The 20627-nt window shown below is 72.1% G+C and carries 15 protein-coding genes; 5 read left to right on the top strand and 10 right to left on the bottom strand.

Annotated features, from left to right (window positions below; all coding sequences use genetic code 11):
- Positions 1–14: 14 nt before the first annotated feature.
- From ACQPY0_RS00175 to ACQPY0_RS00150, 6 genes are all read right to left on the bottom strand, one after another.
- Entirely contained in the window at positions 15–1529 is a 1515-nt protein-coding gene (locus ACQPY0_RS00175; RefSeq protein WP_432982711.1) for an acyl-CoA carboxylase subunit beta, read from the bottom strand.
- 174 nt (positions 1530–1703) lie between these two features.
- The gene (locus ACQPY0_RS00170) at positions 1704–3311 is read right to left on the bottom strand and encodes a chaplin family protein (protein ID WP_432982708.1); all 1608 of its coding nucleotides are present in this window, start codon (positions 3309–3311) and stop codon (positions 1704–1706) included.
- A 236-nt stretch (positions 3312–3547) separates the two neighbouring features.
- Positions 3548–4552 (bottom strand): hypothetical protein, encoded by a 1005-nt coding sequence (locus ACQPY0_RS00165; protein ID WP_432982705.1) that lies wholly within the window; start codon positions 4550–4552, stop codon positions 3548–3550.
- 121 nt (positions 4553–4673) lie between these two features.
- Complete coding sequence (locus ACQPY0_RS00160; protein ID WP_432982702.1) at positions 4674–5567, bottom strand: hydroxymethylglutaryl-CoA lyase; 894 nt, start codon at positions 5565–5567, stop codon at positions 4674–4676.
- Positions 5564–6913: an acetyl-CoA carboxylase biotin carboxylase subunit gene (locus ACQPY0_RS00155; protein ID WP_432995890.1), complete on the bottom strand. Its 1350-nt coding sequence runs from the start codon at positions 6911–6913 to the stop codon at positions 5564–5566. The genes ACQPY0_RS00160 and ACQPY0_RS00155 overlap by 4 nt, the downstream gene beginning before the upstream one ends.
- Positions 6914–6980: 67 nt before the next feature.
- Positions 6981–7625, bottom strand: coding sequence for a TetR/AcrR family transcriptional regulator (locus ACQPY0_RS00150; protein ID WP_432982699.1), 645 nt, complete (start codon positions 7623–7625; stop codon positions 6981–6983).
- A 534-nt stretch (positions 7626–8159) separates the two neighbouring features.
- On the opposite strand from ACQPY0_RS00150, the gene ACQPY0_RS00145 reads away from it, so the two are divergent.
- Positions 8160–8291: a hypothetical protein gene (locus tag ACQPY0_RS00145; RefSeq protein ID WP_432982696.1), complete on the top strand. Its 132-nt coding sequence runs from the start codon at positions 8160–8162 to the stop codon at positions 8289–8291.
- 425 nt (positions 8292–8716) lie between these two features.
- Here the strand turns inward: ACQPY0_RS00145 and ACQPY0_RS00140 are convergent, their stop codons facing one another.
- Both ACQPY0_RS00140 and ACQPY0_RS00135 read right to left on the bottom strand, forming a co-directional pair.
- The gene (locus ACQPY0_RS00140; RefSeq protein ID WP_432982693.1) at positions 8717–11515 is read right to left on the bottom strand and encodes a hypothetical protein; all 2799 of its coding nucleotides are present in this window, start codon (positions 11513–11515) and stop codon (positions 8717–8719) included.
- A complete protein-coding gene (locus ACQPY0_RS00135; RefSeq protein ID WP_432982690.1) occupies positions 11505–13283 on the bottom strand; it encodes an HSP90 family protein in 1779 nt (592 codons plus the stop codon). The genes ACQPY0_RS00140 and ACQPY0_RS00135 overlap by 11 nt, the downstream gene beginning before the upstream one ends.
- Positions 13284–13382: 99 nt before the next feature.
- On the opposite strand from ACQPY0_RS00135, the gene ACQPY0_RS00130 reads away from it, so the two are divergent.
- From ACQPY0_RS00130 to ACQPY0_RS00120, 3 genes are all read left to right on the top strand, one after another.
- Positions 13383–14264 (top strand): ADP-ribosylglycohydrolase family protein, encoded by an 882-nt coding sequence (locus ACQPY0_RS00130; protein WP_432982687.1) that lies wholly within the window; start codon positions 13383–13385, stop codon positions 14262–14264.
- A 168-nt stretch (positions 14265–14432) separates the two neighbouring features.
- Positions 14433–16880, top strand: coding sequence for a glycosyltransferase family 4 protein (locus tag ACQPY0_RS00125; protein WP_432982684.1), 2448 nt, complete (start codon positions 14433–14435; stop codon positions 16878–16880).
- A complete protein-coding gene (locus ACQPY0_RS00120) occupies positions 16870–17820 on the top strand; it encodes a hypothetical protein (protein ID WP_432982681.1) in 951 nt (316 codons plus the stop codon). The genes ACQPY0_RS00125 and ACQPY0_RS00120 overlap by 11 nt, the downstream gene beginning before the upstream one ends.
- Positions 17821–17856: 36 nt before the next feature.
- Here ACQPY0_RS00120 and ACQPY0_RS00115 read toward each other — a convergent pair whose 3' ends face one another.
- Both ACQPY0_RS00115 and ACQPY0_RS00110 read right to left on the bottom strand, forming a co-directional pair.
- A complete protein-coding gene (locus ACQPY0_RS00115; protein ID WP_432982678.1) occupies positions 17857–18747 on the bottom strand; it encodes a sulfurtransferase in 891 nt (296 codons plus the stop codon).
- 79 nt (positions 18748–18826) lie between these two features.
- Positions 18827–19654, bottom strand: a complete 828-nt coding sequence (locus tag ACQPY0_RS00110) for an SGNH/GDSL hydrolase family protein (RefSeq protein WP_432982675.1) — start codon at positions 19652–19654, stop codon at positions 18827–18829.
- Positions 19655–19881: 227 nt separating this feature from the next.
- Between ACQPY0_RS00110 and ACQPY0_RS00105 the strand changes: the two genes are divergently transcribed.
- On the top strand, positions 19882–20619 hold the full coding sequence (locus tag ACQPY0_RS00105; RefSeq protein ID WP_432982672.1) for an arginase family protein: 738 nt from the start codon (positions 19882–19884) through the stop codon (positions 20617–20619).
- Positions 20620–20627 lie beyond the last annotated feature (8 nt).

Raw genomic sequence — 20627 nt, 5'->3', positions numbered from 1 at the left:
ATTTTCCACCCTCCTCAGACCGGTGTGACGCCGTGCCGGCGGCGGGAGAACGCGCGGTCCTTGCCCCGGGCCGCGGCGAAACGGCGCACCAGTTCGCCGCGCAGCGCCGCCGGTTCCACGACGGTGTCGACGACGAGCTCGCCGGCCAGCCGCATGATGTCGATGTCGCGCTCGTAGTCGGCGCGTCTGGCCGCCACGAACTCGGCCCGCGCGCCCTCGTCCTCCATCGCGGCGATCTTGTTGGCGTAGACCGCGTTGACCGCGGCCTCGGCGCCCATGACCGCGATCTTCGCGGTGGGCAGCGCGATGGTGGCGTCGGGCTCGAAGCCGGGGCCGGCCATCGCGTAGAGGCCGGCACCATACGCCTTGCGGAGCACGACGCAGATCTTGGCCACGGTCGCCTCGGAGATCGCGGTGATCATCTTGGCGCCGTGACGGATGATGCCCTGCTTCTCCACCGCGGAGCCGACCATGAAGCCGGGGACGTCGGCGAGGAAGAGCAGCGGGACGTTGAAGGCGTCGCAGAGCTGGACGAACCGGGTCGCCTTGTCGGCGGAGTCGACGAAGAGCACGCCGCCCTTGAACATCGAGTTGTTGGCGACGACGCCGACGGCCTGGCCGTCGAGGCGGCCGAAGCCGACCGTGAGCTCGCGCGCCCACAGCGCCTGGATCTCGAAGAACGAGTCCTCGTCGAGCAGGCCGCGCACGACCTTGCGCATGTCGAAGGCCTGCCGCTCGCTGGCCGGGATCTCGGGCATACCGGTCTCGGCCCGCGCCGGCGCCGCCGGGGGCTCGGCGGTCCAGTTCGACGGGAGGTACGACAGGTAGCGCCGGACGGTCTCGATGGCGTCCTGCTCGGTCTTGCACAGGAAGTGCCCGACCCCGCTCTCGGCGCAGTGCACGCGGGCGCCGCCCATGGCCTCGAGCGTCGTCTTCTCGCCGGTGACCATCTCGACCATGCGGTCGGATCCGAGATACATCGACGCGTTGCCCTCGACCATCGCCACGACGTCGCAGAACGCCGGGATGTAGGCACCGCCGGCGGCCGAGGGGCCGAAGAGCGCGCAGGCCTGCGGGATGCTGCCGCTGGCCCGGACCTGCGTGTGGAAGATCTTGCCGGCGCCGCGGCGGCCGGGGAAGAGCTCGACCTGGTCGGTGATCCGCGCGCCGGCGGAGTCCACGAGGTACACCATCGGCACACCGGTCGCGTAGGCCTGTTCGATGCTCCGGATGATCTTCTCGACCGTCCGGGCGCCCCAGGAGCCCGCCTTGACGGTGGAGTCGTTGGCCATGAGGCAGATCGGCCGCCCGTCGACGGTGGCCGAGCCGGTTATCACGCCGTCGGCCGGGAGCCCGTCGGCCAGGGCGTTGGCGAACAGCCCGTCCTCGACGAAGGAGCCCTCGTCGACGAGCAAGGCGACCCGCTCCCGGGCGAAGAGCTTGCCCCGGGCGGCGTTGGCCGCATGATACTTCTCCGCGCCGCCGGCCTCGACCCGCTTGCGCGTCTGGCTGAGGGCATCACCCTCCATGGTGCGACCTCCGCGTCGGCTGCCTGAACGATCGTTCATACCTAACGATCGTTCAGGCTAGCCGACGCGGAGGTGAAGTACCAACAGTGCGGAGACGGACCTTTTCCGGACACGGGTCGGCTTGTGCCATAGGGTCCTGGTACCCCCTGTGGATCAGGGGGTACCGCTACCGCGTCAGCAGGAGAGCGCGACCGCCCCGCCCGAGCTCTGGGCCTGCGAGAAGCCCAGGATCGAGACCGCGTTGCCGCTGATGTTGATCGGCAGCTGCAGCGTGGTGTCCAGCTGGTTGCCGTTGAGCAGGCCCGCGTTGAACCCGGTGGTCCAGTCGCTGCAGCCGCCCTTCACCGCGGTGGCGCCGCCGTTGCCCATGCCGTTGCCGTTGCCCCGGCCGTCGTGGTGACGGTGGTGACGACGGCCGCCGTTGTCGTCGCCGTTGCCGTTCCCGTTGCCGTTGCCGTTGCCGTCGTACCCGTTGTCGTCGCCGACCCCGTTGCTGTTGCCGTTGCCGTAGCCCGGGTTGCTGGCGGGCGACAGGCCCGCGCCGGTGCCGGTGTGGTGCTTCTTGCCGGTGTTCTTCTTCTTGGCGTGCTCGCCCAGGTCGATCGACTTGTGCGACTTGTGCGACTTGTTGCTCACCTTGTGCGTCGTCGAGGCGTTGCCGTTGCTGTTGGCGTAGGCGCCGTTGTCCGAGCCGTTGTCGTCGCCGTAGCCGCCGTTGGCGTTGGCGTCGCCGCCGTAGCCGCCGTTCGCGCCGCCGTCGCCGTCGTACCCGCCGTTGCCGTTGCCCTGGCCGTTGCCGTTGCCGTGCCCGTGCCCGTGGCCGTGGCCGCCGTTGTCGGAGCCGTTGCCGTTGCCCCAGCCGTCACCCTTGACCGCGGTCGCCCCGCCGCCGCAGCTGGCGCTGGAGAAGCCGAGGATCGCAATCGAGTTGCCGCAGAGGTTGATCGGCAGCTGCAGCGTGGTGTCCAGCTGGTTGCCGTTGAGCAGGCCCGCGTTGTAGCCGGTGGTGTGGCTCGCCTCGGTGCGCGCGCTCTCGGTGGCCTGGGCGCTCTCGCCCTTGACCGCCCAGGCGCCGCCCTGGCTGGACGCGCTGGAGAAGCCGAGGATCGCGATCGAGTTGCCGCTGACGTTGACCGGCAGCTGCAGCGTGGTGTCGAGCTGGTTGCCGTTGAGCAGGCCCGCGTTGTAGCCCGAGGTCCAGTCCTCGGTGCGGTTCGCGGCGCTCTCGGTGTAGTCGCCGTTGGCATCGCCCGCGTAGGAGCCGTTGCTGCCCGCGTTGTAGTTGCCGTTGCCGTTGCCCCGGCCGTCGCCGCCGTGGCGGTGGTGGCGGCGCCCGCCGTTGTCCGAGCCGCCCAGGTCGCCCTTGACCGCGGTGGCACCGCCGGCCGAGGAGGCGCTGGAGAAGCCGAGCACCGAGATGGCGTTGCCGCTGACGTTGACCGGCACCTGCAGCGTGGTGTCGAGCTGATTGCCGTTGAGCACGCCGGCGTTGTAGCCGGTCGTCCAGTCCTCGGTGGTGGCGCTCTCGGTGGCGCTGGCGCTCTCGGCCTTGACCGCGGTCGCGCCGCCACCGCAGTGCGCGTCGGCGAAGCCGAGCACGGCGATGGAGTTGCCGCAGACGTTGACCGGCACCTGCAGCGTGGTGTCGAGCTGATTGCCGTTGAGCAGGCCGGCGTTGTACCCCGTCGTCCAGTCAGCGGCGTGCGCGGCCCCGCCCGAGACGAGCAGGAAGCCCGCGGAAAGCACGCCCACATTGAGCGACTTACGAACCCACGTCTTCATGTGGAAGTGAGACCCTTCGGTAGTTATCGATCCTCGGTACTGCATAGGTGGGCGCGGTACGGAGCCCGAGACCTGCGTGCGGGCAGGCCCGGACCGGCTCCGCCCTGTCGACGTGCGCCCGATGGTGTTGCGTGTTGCGTGTTACGAGATGCCGCGGTGGTCGATGCGGGTCCGCTGGGACCAAGGCTTGCGTTCCGTCGGCCCGCAGCGCGTCGCGTCGGCTGGCCGGAACGGCCTCAGTCGGGTGAGACTGTCGGCATTTCGGCTGCGAGCAGCCGCAGTTCGACGTCCTCGACCGCTTCCGGCCGGAAGGTGAGCACCTCCGCGCCGGCCGGTGCGGCGGGCAGGTCGGCGGCGCCCCCGTCCTGCTTGACGCCCGAGCCGGTGCTCGGCGCCCCCGAGGCGAGACCCGCCGCCGGTGACGCCGGAACGGGCGCCGGGCGGGGCAGCAGCGGCACGTGGTGCGTACCCTGCGCTTCGGTCCGGTCCGCGACCGGCTTGACGTGCGCGCCGGTGAGCGCCGCCTCGGCGGCCCGCAGGGCGCGGAGACGGTCGGCCGCACGGGCGGCGACGGCCGGGTCGACGCTGGCACGAACGGTGCCGGTCGCCGCGACGGTCGCGTCGCCGGCGAACCCTGCGCGGACCGGCACGGCCTGGACGGCCGGCTCCTGCGTCCGCTTCGCGTGGTTCCGCTTGATACCGGCCTTTGCCGGCCTCTTGATACTCGCGTGCTTGGCGCTCGACGCGTCTGCCGCCGCCGAGCGGGCCGCGCGGTCCACGGTTTGGACCGGCGCCTTGGTCAGTGTCACCGTCCGGTGCACGGTCCCGGTCACGGGTGCGGCGGCCTTCACCACCGTGAGCACTGTGGTGGTAACCAGATCACCACGCTGGTTGTTGAGAGCCCGGTGCTGGTCGCCGCTCATGCCGGTGTGCCGCGCGCCGCCGTCGCCTCCGCCGTCGCCTCCGCCGTCGCCGATGAGCAGGCTGGTCACCGGCGAGAGCAGTGTCGGCTGCTGGTCGAAGCCATCCGAGCCGCTGGAGGCATGTGCCGCGGCGGCCGACAGCAGCCAGGCGACGCCGGCGAAACTGGCGACGATCAGGCCGCGGGCGGCATATCCACCCAGCCCGAGTCCGCGGCGCTTCGCAGATGCCGATTCGGCCCCGGGCCCGGACTTCGCGCAGCGGGAAACGGCCGGCAGCGAAGCCGTGCGCGGGTTGCGCGCGCTCCTCGACTGGGCCATCTCCGCCTCTCAGTACGGCTCAATGTCGGGCATACACCCCACATGTGACTGTTTCCGTACTGAGCAACGAACCGTCGAGGCCGGGGACACGCCACAACACCGGGCGAATCGGACACAAGCCTCAGAGGGGGATTCTCGGGCCCGCCTTGAGCACTCCCGACGGCAGTTCCCGCCCCACGATCTCCTGGGCGAGGCGTGCGGCCTCGATCAGCGCCCCGAGGTCGATTCCGGTGTCGTACCCCATGTCGTGCAGCATGTGCACCACCTCCTCGGTGGCCACGTTGCCGGTGGCGCCCGGTGCGTAGGGGCACCCGCCGAGCCCGCCGACGCTCGCGTCGAACTCGGTCACCCCCAGGCGCAACGCGGTCAGGACGTTCGCCAGCGCCGTCCCGCGGGTGTTGTGGAAGTGCAGCAGCAGCGGTACGTCCGGATGCCGGTCGCGGACCAGCCCGACGACCTCCTCCACCCGGCGCGGGGTGCCCATCCCCGTGGTGTCGCCGAACGCGACCCGGTCCGCTCCGTCGGCGATCACCCGGTCGACGATCCCGGCGACCCGCTTCGGGTCGACATCACCCTCGAACGGGCAGCCGAAGCTGGTCGCGATGATCACCTCGGCGCTCGCGCCGGCCCCGTGCAGCAGGTCGATCAGCCCGGCGATGTCGTCCAGCGACTCGGCCGTGGACCGGTTGACGTTGCGCCGGTTGTGCGTGTCCGACGCGGAGACGACGACCTCGATCTCGCAGAAGCCGGCGGCCAGGGCGCGCTCGGCGCCCTTGGTGTTGGGCACCAGCGCGGAGTACTGAATCGAGGGGTTCTTGGTGGCTCGCTGCCACACCTCATCGGCGTCGGCCATCTGCGGAATCGCCTTGGGGTGCACGAACGAGACCGCCTCGATCCGGCCCGCCCCGGTCCCGGACAGCGCGTCGAGCAGCCGCACCTTGGCGTCGGCCGGCACCGGGTCCTCGTTCTGCAGCCCGTCGCGCGGCCCGACCTCGCGTATCGATACGAAACTCACTTCTTCACCTCGCGCATCCGGGCGACGATGCCGGTGTCATAGTCACCGGAGACGAACTCGGGATTGTCGAGCAGCTCGGCGAAGAACGGCAGGTTGACCTTGGGCCCGGCGACCTCGAACCCGGCGACCGCGGTGCGCAGTTTCGCCAGCGCGCCGGCCCGGTCGGCGCCGTGCACGATCAGCTTCGCCATCAGCGAGTCGTAGTTCGGGGTCACGGTGTTGCCGGCCGTGTATCCGGAGTCGACCCGCACACCCGCCCCGCCCGGCTCGACCCACGTGGTGATCGCGCCCGGCCCCGGCAGGAACCGCTTCGGGTCCTCGGCGTTGACCCGCACCTCCATCGCGTGCCCGGTGACCGCGAGCGCGTCGGGGTCGAACGTCGGCTCGAGCCCGGAGGCGACCCGCAGCTGCTGCTCGACCAGGTCGATCCCGAACACGGCCTCGGTGACCGGGTGCTCGACCTGCAGCCGGGTGTTCATCTCCAGGAAGTAGAACCGGCCGGCGCCCGGGTCGAACAGGCACTCGACGGTCCCCGCGTTGCGGTAGCCGACCGCCTCGCCGGCCCGCACGGCCGCCGCGAGCAGCTCGGCGCGCTGCGCGGCGGTCAGCGCGGGCGACGGCGTCTCCTCGACGAGCTTCTGGTTGCGCCGCTGCACGGAGCACTCGCGTTCGCCGAGCGCGACGACCCGCCCGTCCGCCAATCCCAGAATTTGTACTTCGATGTGCCTGACGCGCGGAAAGTAGCGCTCGATCAACACGGCGCCGTCGCCGAACATCCGCTCCGCGAACGCGCGCACCTTGTCGTATTCGGCCCGGAGCCGCTCGGCGTCGTCGGCGACCGCCATGCCCATGCCCCCGCCGCCGGCCGCCGCCTTGACCATGACCGGGAACCCGATCTCCTCCGCCGCCCGCAGCGCCGCGTCCGCGCTCGTCGCCGGATCGGTCGTGCCGGGCGCCACGGGCACTCCCGCGGCCGCCATCAGGTTGCGCGCGTTGATCTTGTCGCCCATCGCGGCGATCGCCTCGGCGCCGGGCCCCACCCAGGCCAGCCCGTTGTCCACGACGGCCCGCGCGAACCCGGCATTCTCCGACAGGAAGCCGTATCCCGGGTGGATCGCCTCGGCGCCGGTCGACTTCGCGGCGGCCAGGATCGCCTCGATGTTGCGATACGACTGCGCCGGGTTCGCCGGCCCGATGAGCACCGCCTCGTCCGCCTCGGCGACGAACGGCAGCCCAACGTCCGCCTCCGAATAGACCGCCACCGTCCGTATCCCCAGGCGACGCCCGGTCCGGATCACTCGGCGAGCGATCTCTCCACGGTTCGCGACAAGCAGCGAGCGCAGCATCATTGCGGCGGATCTCCTGTGGAAAACTCTGTGGATAGAAGGGCGAGCGGCCTGTGGATAACTCCCGTTATCCCTGCAAGGCGGAGAGGGTCGCGGCCCGGAGCAGCTCTGCCCGCCGGGTCCGGTCGACCTCACCCCCGAGGAACGGCGTCGAGTTCATGAGACCGAACGCGGCATGCGCGAGGACGCGGGCCTCCCCGTCGGTGAGCTCGCCCCGGCGCAGCGCGGTAAGCGTGCTTACCCACTCCTCGACATACAACCGCTGGAGCCGGCGAATCTGCCGCCGCGGCTCCTCGGGCAGCCGGTCGAGCTCGTGCAGGTGCAGCGCGATGACCGCCGGGTTGGCCAGCGCAAACTCGACGTGGAAGTCCACGAGCGCGGCGAGCGCGGCCCGCGGGTCGTCCCCGGCCTCGGCGATGTGCGCCTGCCCGCCGGCAAGCAGTTGCTCGCTCACGGGGATGAGCGCCGCCGCGAGCATGGCCTCCTTGCCCGCGAAGTGGTGGTACAGCGCCGGCCCGGTGACGCCCGCGGCCGCCCCGATATCGTCCATGGACACGCCGTGGTATCCACGCGCGGCGAAGAGCCCGACGGCGATCTCAAGAATCTCCTCCCGCCGCGACCGCCGCCGCGGCACCTGCCCACCCTGCTGACCAGCGGGCCCGGCACCCCGAGTCTGCGCGGGCGGTCGTACAGCTTGCCGTTCCAGCGTCATGAAGAAAGCCTATCCTGGTGTCAAGCCGCCAGCTGAACGCTCGTTAAGCACATTACGCCCCATCATTGCCCCCACCAAACCCCACCCGCTCCAGCACCACATGACACCGCCCAACCGGACACACACGTCGCGGTGGCGCACGCTGATGCGTAGCGTTCCGAATACAGCGCATGACGACACCGCCCACGCCGCTCACTGATGTCCGCAGGCCCTCCGCGGACGCACGAACAGCACAGGCAAACAACCCGCGCCCACCACCGCGCCGCTCGCCAACGTCCCTGCACCGAGATCCCGACGCGGGATCGCCACCCGGAGTCGCTGCGCCAGACCGCCAGCCGGAATCGCCACCCAGACCGCCGCGCCAGACCGCCGCCGGAATCGCCGTGCCAGGCCGCCAGCCGGAATCGCCGCCGGAATCGCCGCGCCAGACCGCCAGCCGGAATCGCCACCCAGACCGCCGCGCCGGACCGCCGCCCGGGATCGCCGTGATGTCGACCGCTCGGTGGCGTCTCGAACGGCTCGTGCAGTGAGGCCATGGCCATCCGGTCGCCTGCGGTCCGCTCCCGGGCGGCCAAGCATGCCCTCACCGACGTCGGACGCCTCGACCGGCGCCGGTCGACCCCCGAGCCGTCGATCCACGCCCTGCAGCAGCTGCTCCAGCTCTAGGGCTTCGATCTCCGCGTCGAGGTCCGTCGCCGACCGGGGCTGGGCGACTCGCCCCGGCAGCTAGGACAGGACCACCAGCTCAACCCGGCAGCCAGGATCGCCGGTTCGCCGCCCGCGCCGAATGCCTCACCAGCCGCCGCGCGAGGTCCGGGCGTGGGCGGCGTCCGTCCCGGCGGCCGGGTCGTCCACGCGGGTCTCGTCGCGGCGCACAGATCGTGCATGCGGGTCTTCCCGGGGTGGACAGGTCGTGCATGCGGGTCTCGTGGCGGCGGACGTTCGCCGCGACGGCCCGTCGCGAAAGGGGCCAACGCGAAAGGGGCCAGCGCGAAAGGCCGCCTGCTGGGTGGGTTCGCAGCAGGCGGCCGGCAACCCGCGGGCGGCCTCGGGCGTCGTCACCGTTCCAGCGGGTGCGACAGGCACCGCCTTCACTGGGAGAGATAGGTGCTGCGGATCTCTTCGGCCTCCTCGGGGCGGCCCTGCGCTTCCAGGGATTCGGCGAGCATCCAGGCCGCGTTCTGTTCGAGCTGGGAGCCCTTCGGGGCGGCGCCCAGCACCGAGCGGAGGCGGACCTCCGCGGCCGCAGGGGCGCCCGCGCGCATCTGGATCTCCGCGTGCAGGAAGTCGGCCTCCAGCGCGTCGCTCAGGGAGCCGATCTCGTGCAGGGCCGCCGCGGCCCGCGCGGAGCGGTCTGCGGCCTCGTCCAGGCGCTCCGCGCCGATGTAGATGCGCGCCGCGTCCGTGTCCAGCTTCGCGTGCTGCCAGATCAGCCAGGGCTCGCCCGCATCGGCGGTGGCGTCCAGCGAGCCGACCAGGGCGTCGGCCTCGGCCAGGGCGGTCAGGGCGGCCGGGATGTTGTCGGCCCAGCGCAGGGCCAGGGCGCGCATGCGGCGGCAGAACATCTCCGCCTGGACGATGCCCGCAGCGCGGAAGGCCTCCGCGGCCCCGGCGAAGCGTTCGGCGGCCTGGGCGTCGCGGTCGGCCTCGTAGAGCAGTTGGCCCGCCTCCTGCAGCATGCGGCCGCGGGCGGGCAGGTTGTCGAAGCCGTCGAGGTTGGTCGCGAGGGTCTCCAGCAGGCCGAGCGCCAGGTCGATCTCGCCGAGCTCGTGGTAGATCTGCGACAGCAGGTATCGCGTCTGGTCGGCCTGCTCCTGGGCGCCCGAGCGGTCCAGGGCGTCGACCGCGCTCTCCGCCGCCTCGGCCGCGTCCAGGGGCTGGCCGGCATGGTGGTAGGCGGCGGCGAGGTCGTAGCGCAGCAGCGCGGCGGGGCCGTCCTCGCCGTGGGCCACGTGGTCGGCGACCGCCTCGACGAGGTCGTCGATCGCGTCGGCCGGGCGCTCGGCGGCCAGGCGGGCGCGGGCCCGGCCGACCAGGGCGGAGAGGCGCTGGGAGCGGTCGGTGGCGAGGGCGAGCGCGGCGGTGAAGCCGGACATGGCCTCGTCGAAGCGCTCCAGGTTGCCCAGCGCGTGGGCGCGGATCAGTGCGGTGATGCCGGCGGCCGGCGGGGTGCCGAGCGCCTCGTACTCCGCCAGCGCCTCGTCCGCGGCGGCCACCACCTCCTCGTGCCGCTCCAGGATCAGCAGGTCGCGGGCGCGGCGGGTGATGAGCTCGGCCCGCAGCGACGGGCGCTGCGGCTTCTCGGCGAGGGCCGCGTCGACGGCGGCCAGCGCCTCCTCGATCCGCTCCAGCCGCAGCAGGACGGACTCGGCGCGCAGCCGGGCCTCGGCGCGCCGGTCGGGGTCGGCGTCGGGGTGGGCGATGATCCGCTCGGTCAACGACGTCAGCTGGGCCAGCGTCTCCTCGTCGGCGGGGCGGGAGAGCATCGCCCGGGACTCGGCGGCCAGGGCGGCCAGGTCCTGACCGAGGACCCGGTGGGCCGCGGCGACCTCCACGAACAGGGCCTCGGCGGCCGGGCCGCCGTCGTCGCGGACGGCGATCAGCCGGGCGCGGCCGTCGAGGCGGCGCACGGCCTGCTCGGGTGCTGGGTGCGGGTGCAGCTCGTCGAAGCGCCCGAACGCGGCCGCGGCGGCGTCGATGCGGTGCTCGTCGTAGAGCTGCCAGGCCCGGTCCAGCAGCTCCGTCGCGTCGGTGGGCAGCTCCTCGGCCGGGACCGGGGCGGCCGCGGTGGCCGGCGGGGTCGCGGACTCGGTGCGGCGGGCGACGGCGCTCAGCGGCAGATACTCGACCAGCGGCGGGGCGGCGAGCGTCGCCTCGACGCCGCTGGAGATCGCCGTCGTGTCGTTGCGCTCGTCGAACTTGGCCGCCCAGTCGCGGGCGCGCGCGGCGAGGCGGGCGGCGAGCGCGCCGGCCGTGGTGGCGCCGAGGGCCAGGGCCGGGTCGAGCCGGCCGAGCAGGAGTGCCCCCGCGGCCGAGAACCACATGTCGGCCTGCGGGCTGGGGGAGCGCTCGAGCCACGGCAGGTGGCGCTGCAGGATCTCCAGGCCCCGGGTCTCGTTGCCGGTGCGGGCGCAGAACTCGATGTGGTCGGCGATGCTCTGCATGTCGGCGAGGTTGCCGCGCAGCCGCCGGTAGGCCTGCCGGTGCGCGTCCGCCGCCTCGCTCAGCCGCCCGGTGCGCGCATATGGCACCAGCAGCGACGTCAGGATCGACTGCGGCTGCTCGACGCAGGTCAGCCGGCCAGCGAGCACCGGCGCGGCCATCGCCACGGCCTCCTCGTCCAGGCCGCGGGTCACCAGGTGGTCGACCTTCTCGCCCGGGTCGCAGCCGGCGCAGTCGGAGTTGCGGTCCCGGGGCGCGGCGCACCACTTGGCATACCAGTCGTCGGCCGCCGGATCGCCGACGTGGGCGGCGACCTGGTAGCGATACGCATACACGGCGTGCAGGCTGTGCCCGCCGGCCCGGAACCGGCGCTCCATGTCGTCGAGCACGTCGTAGGTGCGCCCGAGCGGCACGGCCGGGAACTTCAGCAGCCCGTTGACCATGTACTTGAAGTGCCACAGCAGCGTGTGCTCGTCATGCTCGTCGAAGCGCTCCGGATGCGCGTCATACTCCGCGCGGCACCACGAGAACGTCACGAACGACTTGGCCGGCTCGCCGCCGTGCACGTAGGCGGACGTCGCGAACAGCCGCGAGGCCAGGCGCAGCTCGTCGTGGCTACCCGCGTCGGCGTGCTGCATGACCTGCTCGACCAGCGCGATCTGGGCACCGCCGTAGGGCATCCGGTGCGCCTCGCGCAGCAACGACCACAGCTCTTCTTCAGTCTTCACGTCCGACCGCCTTGTTGAGCAGGCCCAGGAACGAGCCGTTGAGCAGCGCGGCGTCAGCCGGCCGCAGCGGATGGTGGCCCAGCAGCAGGGCCTGGCCGTAGAGCCCCTCGACCGCGAGGCGGACCAGCTCCTCGTCGGGCAGCTCGGTAACCCGCCGCACGAGCGGGTTGCGGTAGTTGAGGACCAGCTGGGAGCGGTCCTGCTCATCGGTGCGGGCGAGCGCGTCGAGCACGTCGGCCCAGACCTCGTCGACCCGCTCGCGGGTGGCGCGCAGCTCCGCGGCGAAGTTGGCCGAGCGGCTGGTCAGATACATCGCCGGGACGCCCGCCGGGTCGTAGGCGCGCAGCACGACCTCGCAGCCGAGCCGGTCCAGGGCCCGCTGGGCCAGCTGCACGAACGGGCGCTTGGCCAGCTCGACCTCCGGCTCCAGCGCGTCGAAGGCGGTGCTGAGGTCGCCGGGCTCGACCCGCTCGATGAGCGCGCCCGGCTCGACCTGCGGCAGCCGCTCGATGATCTCGGTGTCGTAGCTGTATCCGGCGTTGACCAGCGGCAGGCCCTGGGCGGCGGCGACCGCGCCGATCTGGCGGAACTCGTCGACCTGGGCCGCGTAGCGCACCAGGCCGTGCTGGGCCCGGAAGTCCGCGAGCGTCATCCGCCCGGTGTTGGTCTCCATCGGCCACCAGCGCTCGACCAGGCGCAGCATCTCGTCGTCGTGCAGCGCGAGCGCCTTGACGCCGAGGTGGTGCACGTCGAGGAACTCGCCGAGCCGGCGCGGGTTGCGCCCGGCCAGCTGCATGAGCCAGCCGCGCAGCTGGTCGCCGAGGGCCTCGCGGACCGCCTCCAGCAGCGAGTCCTCGTAAAGCGCCTCGCGGCTCGCGGTCGGGCGCAGCTCGCTGGTGTCCACAACGCAGCGGGCGAAGAACGCCCAGGGCGGCAGCACGCCCTCGGCCCCCTCGGCGAGCAGCATCCGCTTGAGATAGACCCGGTGGCCGGCGCGGGCCGCGGGGTTGGCCGGGGTCGGCAGGACGAACGCCACGCCCGTCAGCCCGGCCGCGGGCACCCGCAGGTCGATCACGTCGAACGGCACGAAGCCGAAGATCTCGCGACAGTACTCACTGAGCCTCTCCCGCCGCCCCGCCGCCCCCGACAGCCACGGCAGCCCGTCGCCGCTGACCGGCACCCCGGCGACCTCGACCCGGAACGGCAGGATCGAGCCGTAGAGCCCGGCGAGCTCGACCACGGCCGGGCGCCGCAGCCACTCCTCGGCGTCGCGGCGGGGCACCAGCGTGACCGTCGTGCCCACCTCGGCGCGATGGTGACCCGGGCCGGTCTCCACGCTGTAGCGGCCGTCGCCGTAGCCGCGCCAGAGCACCGCCGGGCCGTCCGCGGCGCGGGTCAGCACCCGGATCTCGTCGGCGACGAGGAAGCAGGACAGCAGGCCGATGCCGAACTGCCCGAGGAAGTCGTGGCGGGCGAAGCCGAGGTCGTCACGCTTGGAGCTGCGCCCGATGGTGGCGAGGAACTGATGGACCTGCTCCTCGGTGAGCCCGACGCCGGTGTCGAGCACCCGCAGGGTGCCGTCGCCGGTGACGTCGGGCGGCTCGATGCGGATCATCGCGGGCGCCGCCGGGTCGGCGGCGCGGCGCGCGGTGATCGCGTCGACGGCATTCTGCAGCAGCTCCCGGACATAGACCCGGGGGCTCGCGTAGAGGTGGTGGCTGAGCAGGTCGACGATGCCGCGTAGGTCCACTTGGAACGTCCGGTCCACGCGGGCACGCTACCGCGTGGGTCTGACATTTCCCGCCCCGGTTTCCCCGGGGAAGATCCGCAAGCGCCGTCCGGGCCGGTCGTCGACTATCTTCGGCGGGTGAATCTTCAAGCAGCGGCCGACAGCCTGACCGGTCTCTCCGTCGGGGACGCGCTCGGCGCGCCGTTCGAGATGAAGCCGGCGCTGCCCGACGGCGCGGCGTTCGAGCTGCCACCGGCGCCGTGGCGGTGGACCGACGACACCGAGATGGCGTGCTCGCTGCTGCAGGGGCTGCAGCGCGACGGCCGGGTCGACCAGGACCGGCTGGCGCTCGCCTTCGCGCTGCGGTGCAGCGCCGACCGCGGCTACGGTCGCGGCGCCGTCTCGCTGCTGGCGAGCCTGCGCGACGGGGTGCCGTGGCGCTCGGCGGCGGCCGCGCTGTTCTCAGGGCGCGGCTCGGCCGGCAACGGCGCCGCCATGCGGGTCGCGCCGCTGGGCGCTTTCTTCTGCGCCGACCCGGACCTCGCCGCCCGGCAGGCAGTGCTCTCCGCGGAGGTGACCCACCAGCATCCGGAGGGCGTGGCCGGCGCGGTCGCGGTGGCCCTGGCGGCCGCCCACGCCGCCGCGGCGCCGAGAACGGGCGGGCCCGGCCTGCTCAGGGAGGTACTGCATCATCTGCCGCCCTCGGACGTGCGCGACGGCCTCGGCCGGGCCGTGCGCATCGCCCCGGCCACCGACCCGCGCGAGGCCGCCGCGGACCTCGGCAACGGCTCCCACGCCCTGGCCCAGGACACGGTGCCGTTCGCACTGTGGGTGGCGGCGACGCGCCTCGACGACTACCCCGCGGCGATGGAGGCCTGCGTGCGGGCCGGCGGCGACGTCGACTCGGTCTGCGCGATCGCGGGCGGGGTCGTCGGGGCCCGGGTCGGGGCGGCCGGGATTCCCGCGGAATGGATCGGCGCCCGTGAACCGCTGCCGGAATGGTTCCAGAGGCCACAGTAACAGTAGGTTACGAATACCGGATCGCGCAGGCGAATGCATAGATTGACGAAAGCCCATTGGATCCTGTGGGTGATTCTGGGCATGAGCTGCAGTACCGTGTGATCCAACCACGCCCCTCATCCGGCCGTATGAAGGTTTTTCGGGGTCGCCGGGGGTAACAATGTGCTCATGTCAGACCCTGCCGCGACCTATCGACTCGGTATCGTGTCGACCTATCTGCCGCGCCGATGCGGTCTCGCGACCTACACCGCGGACCTGCGCGAGGCACTGGGTGTCGCCACCGACGATCTGGAAACAGTCGTCGTGGCCATCGACCGTGACGGGCTCACCTACGGCGACGAGGTCGTCGCCACCATCAACCAGGACCGCATCGAGGACTACTCCGCGGCGGCCCGCGTCCTGCGCGAGGCCGGCGTCCAGGTCGTGCTCATCCAGCACGAATACGGGATCTTCGGCGGGCCGGACGGCTCCCACCTGCTGGAGCTCACCCGGGCGCTCAACGCCTGTGGCATCCCGTACCTGCTGACGCTCCACACGGTCCTGACCCGCCCGTCGCCGGGGCAGGCCGCCACGCTGCGCGCCCTGTGCGCCCGGGCGGCCCGGGTCACGGTGTTCACCGAGACGGCGCGCCGGGTGGCCATCCGCACCGGGATCGCCGCCGGCCACCAGCTCGTGGTCGTGCCACACGGCGCGCCCGAGGCGATGCGCCGCCCGCCGGCGCCGGCGACGCTGCGCCCGGAGCTGCGCGAGCTGCTCGACACCGTGCGGGGCAAGCCGACGCTCACCACGTTCGGCCTGCTCGGCAAGGGCAAGGGCATCGACATCGCGATCGACTCGCTCGCCGAGGTGGTCAAGAAGCACCCCGACGTGCAGTACATTGTCGCCGGCACGACCCACCCCGAGATCAAGCGCCAGGAGGGTGAGGTCTACCGCGACGGGCTGCGGGCGCAGGTCTCACGGCTGGGTCTCACCCGCAACGTGCACTTCGTCGACGCCTTCCTGGCCCTCGACGAGCTCTCCGCGATCCTGCACGCGAGCACCCTGTTCGTCACGCCGTACCGCCAGCCGGAGCAGATCTGCTCGGGCGCGCTCACGTTCGCGCTGGGCGCCGGCCTGCCGGCGGTGTCGACGTCGTACAGCTACGCCGAGGACATGCTCGCCGGCGGGGCCGGCCGCGTGGTGCCGATCGGCGATGGGGCCGCGCTCGCCGCCGAGATCATCGACCTGCTCAGCGACTCCCGGGCCCTCGCCGCGGCCAAGACGGTCGCCGAGGCGTGCGCGGCCTGGCTGCCGTGGCCGGCGGTGGCGGCCCGCGAGGCGGATCTGTTCGCCGACGTCGTACGCCAGGCCCAAGCCGCCACGGCCCGCCCCGGCCACGCGACCGCGGCCGTGCCGCCGCTCAACCTCGACCACCTCACCCGGCTCACCGACGAGATCGGCATCCTGCAGTTCTCCCGCGGCCCGAACCCGGACGCGGCCTCCGGCTACTGCGTGGACGACGTGGCCCGGCTCGCGATCGTCGCCGCGGACCTGCTGGCGGTCGGCACCGACATGAAGCAGACGGCCCTGGCGACGCGCTGGCTGCGCCAGTCGATACGGTTCCTCACCGCCGCCTACGACCCGTCCGGCGGGATGCACAACGTGCTCAGCTACGGCGGGACCTGGCAGGACTGGCCTCACATGGGCGACCACGTCGGCCGTACGGTCTGGGCACTCGGCGTGCTCGTGGGCACCCCGGCGGTGCCGGACGACATCCGGCGCCCGGCCGCGGCGCTGCTGGACGAGCTCGGCCCCCGAACCGAGGGGCTGGCGGGGCTGGGGCTGCGCTCGGCGGCGTACGCGCTGATGGGCCTGGCCCGGGCCGGCCGGGTGGAGCAGGCCGCACCGCTGCTGGCCCGGCTCGACGACGCCCTGGTGGAGACGTCGTCGGCCGACCCGGCCTGGCGCTGGTTCGAGCCGGAGCTGACCTACGACAACGCCCGCCTGCCGCAGGCGATGCTGCTCGGGGCGGCGCTGCTGGAAGACGACGACGCGGCCGCGCGGGCCATCGCCGCGCTGGACTGGTACGCCCAGCACGTCGGCCTGGTCGACGGCACCCTGCGCTGCGTGGGCAACAAGTGGCACCACCGCGGCGAGGCGGCCTCGGTGTGGGTGGCCGACGACGGCGACGAGCAGCCGATCGACGCCGCCGCGATCACCGAGGCGCTGGTGGACACGTGGCAGCACACCGCCGACCCGCACCTCGCGCGGCTGGCCGGCTGGGCCTTCGCCTGGTTCCTCGGCCGCAACCGGGCCGGTGCGCGACTCTACGTCGACGCCACCGGTGCCTGTCAGGACGGTTTGTCTGCTACTGAGCCAAATGGGAACCAAGGCGCCGAGTCCACGCTAGCCTATTACCAAGCGCTCTTCAGCCTGCTCAGGGCCGGCCTGGCCGCATTGCCGCATCCGGTGGCGCCCACGGTCCCGGTCCCGACCTCGCTGCCGACAACTACGCTCACGAAGTCCACGAAGCCCACCAACAAGGGCCGCGTGGTCGGACGGGCATCGGCCGGCTTCAGCGCGACCGCCACACCGCCCCGTCTGCGCTCCACAGAGGACCATTCCGATGCACTTTGACGCGGAGCTCTTCCACCGGGAAGCCACCAACCCCGTGCTCACCGCGCGGGACTGGCCGTATCCGATCAACAGCGTCTTCAACCCGGGCGCGTGCCTGCACAACGGCGACACGGTCCTGCTCTGCCGGATCGAGGACCGCCGGGGCATCTCGCACCTCACCGTCGCCCGCAGCAAGGACGGGCGCACGGGCTGGGTCGTCGAGGGCAAGCCGCTCATCGCCGACGATCCGACCGACGCCAGCAGCTGCTGGGGCGTGGAGGACCCACGGGTCACCTACGTCGAGGAGCTGGGCGGATACGTGATCGCCTACACGGCGTACGGCCCCGGCGGCCCCTGCGTCGCGCTCGCCCGGACCGAGGACTTCATCACGGTCGAATCCCTCGGCATCGTCATGCCACCCGAGGACAAGAACGCATCCCTGCTGCCCCGCAAGATCGACGGCCGATACGTGCTGTTCCACCGGCCGGTGTCGGTCCTGTCGGCCCGCGCCGACGTGTGGCTGTCCAAGTCGGAGGACCTGCGCTCGTGGACGACGCCCGAGCCGGTCATGCAGTCGCGCTCCGGCCCCTGGTGGGACGCCACCCGGATCGGGATGGGGCCGCCGCCGATCGAGACGCCGCACGGCTGGCTCGCGGTGTACCACGGCGTCAAGCAGATGGTCGCGACGTCGATCTACCGCGTCGGGCTGGTCATGCTCGACCTGGACGACCCGACCAAGGTCATCCGGCGTACCCCGAGCTGGGTCCTCGGCCCCGACACCGAGTACGAGCGGGTCGGCGACGTGCCCAACGTGGTCTTTCCGACCGGCCTCGTGCACGACGAGACACGTGACGAGCTGCGCCTGTACTACGGCGCGGCGGACCTCACCGTGGCGATGGCGAGCGCCCGGTACTCCGAGGTCGTCGACTATCTGATCTCGCTGCCACCCGAGGACGAGTAGCAGCCGGAGGGGGCCCGTCGCCGGGCCCCCTTCGCGCTATCTGGGCTCGGGCCCCTTCGCCACGGGCACGCGGACCAGGTTGCCCCACTCCGTCCACGAGCCGTCGTAGTTGCGCACGCGCTGGTAGCCGAGCAGGTGGGTCAGCACGAACCAGGTGTGGGACGAGCGCTCTCCGATTCGGCAGTACGCCACGATGTCGTCGTCCGCCGCCAGCCCCAGCTCGTCGGTGTAGATCCCGCGCAGCTCGTCGACCGGCTTGAACGTCCCGTCGTCGCGGGCCGCCTGCTTCCACGGCTTGCTGACCGCGCCCGGGATGTGGCCGCCCCGCAGGGCGCCCTCCTGCGGATAGTCCGGCATGTGCAGCAGTTCGCCGGTGTACTCCCCCGGCGAGCGGACGTCGACCAGCGGGCGGCCGGCCTCGATGTGCTCGAACACGTCCTCGCGGAAGGCGCGGATCCGGGCGTCATCACGGGGTACGGCCGGATAGATCTCGGCTTCCCGGGCGGCCACGTCCCTGGTCATCGGGCGCCCCTCGGCCACCCACTTCGCCCGGCCGCCGTCGAGGATGCGCACGTCGCGGTGGCCGAAGAGCGAGAAGACCCACAGCGCGTAGGTCGCCCACCAGTTGAAGTTGTCGCCGTAGAAGACGATCGTGTCGTCGGGGCCGATGCCCTTGGCCCCGCAGAGCGCGGCGAAGCCCTCGCTGTCGACGTAGTCGCGGGTGACCTGGTCGTTGAGCTCGGTGTGCCAGTCGACCTTGACCGCTCCCGGGATGTGACCGGTGCCGTAGAGCAGCACGTCCTCGTCGGACTCGACGACGACGAGGCCCGGGTCGCCGAGGTGTTCGGCGAGCCAGGCGGTGGTGACGAGCCGGCCCGGATGCGCGTACGCCCCGAGCTCCGGCGCTGGATCGGAAGCAACAGCCATATCTGCGACCCTAGCCCCGGTGCGAGCCGTTCCCCGGTGCGTTTCCGTTCCCGTCCCGACCGGGCTCACCCGCGCCGTTTCAGCTTTCGCTGAGCGGTGCCAGTTCCGGGCGCTTCGCCGTCACCATGTCGCCCGACGACCGGCCCGTCAGCCGCCGCTTCACCCACGGCGCCAGGTGCTGGGTCGCCCACTTGGCGTCGGCCGCCTTGCGCGACATCCACGACAGCTCCTCGGGCGGCGCCGGCGCGACCAGCCAGTCCGGGTCGCACTCGACCCCGATCCGCGTCAGCACCTGGGCGGCGACCCGCCGGTGCCCGGCCGGCGACAGGTGCAGCCGGTCGATCCCCCACAGCCGCGGGTTGGCGAACTCGGGGTCGTCCCAGAGGCTCACGACGTGCGCGCCGTGCTTGCACCCGACCTCGCCGATCGCGTTGTTGAACAGGTCCACCCGCGGCCGCAGCATCTTGGCGCCCGGCATCCGCCCCGACATGTCCGCCCACCGGAACAGCACGACGTCCGCCCCGGTCCCCCGCATCTTCTCGATCGTCTTGTCGAGCCGCGCGATGATCGTCTCGTGGTCGAACGTGCGCCGCAGCGCGTCGTTTCCGCCCCCGGCGAAGCTGACGAGGCCCGGCTTCATCGCGATCGCGAGCGGCACCTGCTCGGCCACGATGTTGTCGAACAGCCGCCCGCGGACGGCCAGGTTCGCGTATCGGAACTCCGGCCGGTCGGCGGCGAGCACGCCGGCCACGAGGTCGGCCCAGCCGCGGTAGCCCTTCCCGTCGGGCCGCGGATCGTCCAGGCCCTCGGTAAAGCTGTCGCCGACCGCTACGAAACTCGCATATTGCCCCACCACTGCCTGTTCCTCCCCGTTTCCTCTGCCCGTCTCGCATCCTGTCAGGGGCATTTGGACGGCGGAAGCGACTTTGCCGCAGACCACACCCGGCCGCTGCAGCTGTGGATAAAGCCTGTGGATAACACCTGTGGGGTTGTGGAAAACCTTGTGTGTAACCCGGTGGCCGTCTGTGGACAACCGGCGGTTCCCGGCGGAGCCACTCGTAGCATGGAGCCGTGAACGCCTGCCGAGCACATCAGCTGAGCTGGGTTTACTGGTAAGCGAAAGTAGGGTGACCCATGATCTTTGTGCCGTACCACCTCGACGAGCGGCTCTTCGGGCTCGAGGCCGACCTGCCCGGCGCGCCCGAGACCGTGGTGACCGTCGAGCTTCCGGACGGGGACATCTGGGCGCGGCTCGCGTCGCTGTATGACCGGGTGGCCAACGCGGTGGCGGGCGAGGTCGAGCAGGGGCGGCGGCCCGTCGTGCTGTCCGGGGACTGCGCGGTTTCGCTCGGCGTGGTGGCCGGTCTGCAGCGGGGCGGCGAGGACGTCGGGGTTGTCTGGTTCGATGCTCACGGGGACGTGCAGACGCTGGAGACCACCACGTCCGGCTACATCGGGGGCATGCCGCTGCGGCTGCTCGTCGGGTATCGGCCCGGGCTCATCGCCGAGCGGATCGGGCTGCGCGCCGTGAGCGAGGAGCGTGCGGTGCTCGTCGATGCGAGGGATCTCGATCCCGCGGAGGAGGAGTATCTGGCCGGGGCTACGCTCATGCGGTACAACATCAATGAAATTCGACCCCCGGACGGTAAGTTTCTGATCCACGTCGATCTGGACGTCGTGGATCCGGCGGAGCTGCCGGGGTTGATGTTCCCGGTCGGCGGCGGGCCCTCCGGCGGCGCGTTGCTCGCCGCGGTCGGCGAGCTCGTAGCGACCGGGCGGGTGGCCGGAATCGACGTCGCCTGCACCTGGCGGCCCGATGGCGGCGACGCTCGGCGGCGGAACTTGGTCGAGGCACTAACTAAGAGTCTCTAAAGCAAACC

It is taken from the genome of Dactylosporangium sp. CA-233914 (genome assembly GCF_050942935.1).
Taxonomy (GTDB): Bacteria; Actinomycetota; Actinomycetes; order Mycobacteriales; family Micromonosporaceae; genus Dactylosporangium.
Note: the sequence above shows the minus strand (reverse complement) of the source record. Positions and strands in the feature narration are given on the sequence as shown.

Bases quoted from the DNA above. Each gene is read 5' to 3' on its own strand.
- ACQPY0_RS00175 (WP_432982711.1), bottom strand. From the start codon at position 1,529: ATGGAGGGTGATGCCCTCAGCCAGACGCGCAAGCGGGTCGAGGCCGGC.
- ACQPY0_RS00170 (WP_432982708.1), bottom strand. From the start codon at position 3,311: ATGAAGACGTGGGTTCGTAAGTCGCTCAATGTGGGCGTGCTTTCCGCG.
- ACQPY0_RS00165 (WP_432982705.1), bottom strand. From the start codon at position 4,552: ATGGCCCAGTCGAGGAGCGCGCGCAACCCGCGCACGGCTTCGCTGCCG.
- ACQPY0_RS00155 (WP_432995890.1), bottom strand. From the start codon at position 6,913: ATGCTGCGCTCGCTGCTTGTCGCGAACCGTGGAGAGATCGCTCGCCGA.
- ACQPY0_RS00150 (WP_432982699.1), bottom strand. From the start codon at position 7,625: ATGACGCTGGAACGGCAAGCTGTACGACCGCCCGCGCAGACTCGGGGT.
- ACQPY0_RS00145 (WP_432982696.1), top strand. From the start codon at position 8,160: ATGGCCATCCGGTCGCCTGCGGTCCGCTCCCGGGCGGCCAAGCATGCC.
- ACQPY0_RS00125 (WP_432982684.1), top strand. From the start codon at position 14,433: ATGTCAGACCCTGCCGCGACCTATCGACTCGGTATCGTGTCGACCTAT.
- ACQPY0_RS00120 (WP_432982681.1), top strand. From the start codon at position 16,870: ATGCACTTTGACGCGGAGCTCTTCCACCGGGAAGCCACCAACCCCGTG.
- ACQPY0_RS00115 (WP_432982678.1), bottom strand. From the start codon at position 18,747: ATGGCTGTTGCTTCCGATCCAGCGCCGGAGCTCGGGGCGTACGCGCAT.
- ACQPY0_RS00110 (WP_432982675.1), bottom strand. From the start codon at position 19,654: ATGCCCCTGACAGGATGCGAGACGGGCAGAGGAAACGGGGAGGAACAG.
- ACQPY0_RS00105 (WP_432982672.1), top strand. From the start codon at position 19,882: ATGATCTTTGTGCCGTACCACCTCGACGAGCGGCTCTTCGGGCTCGAG.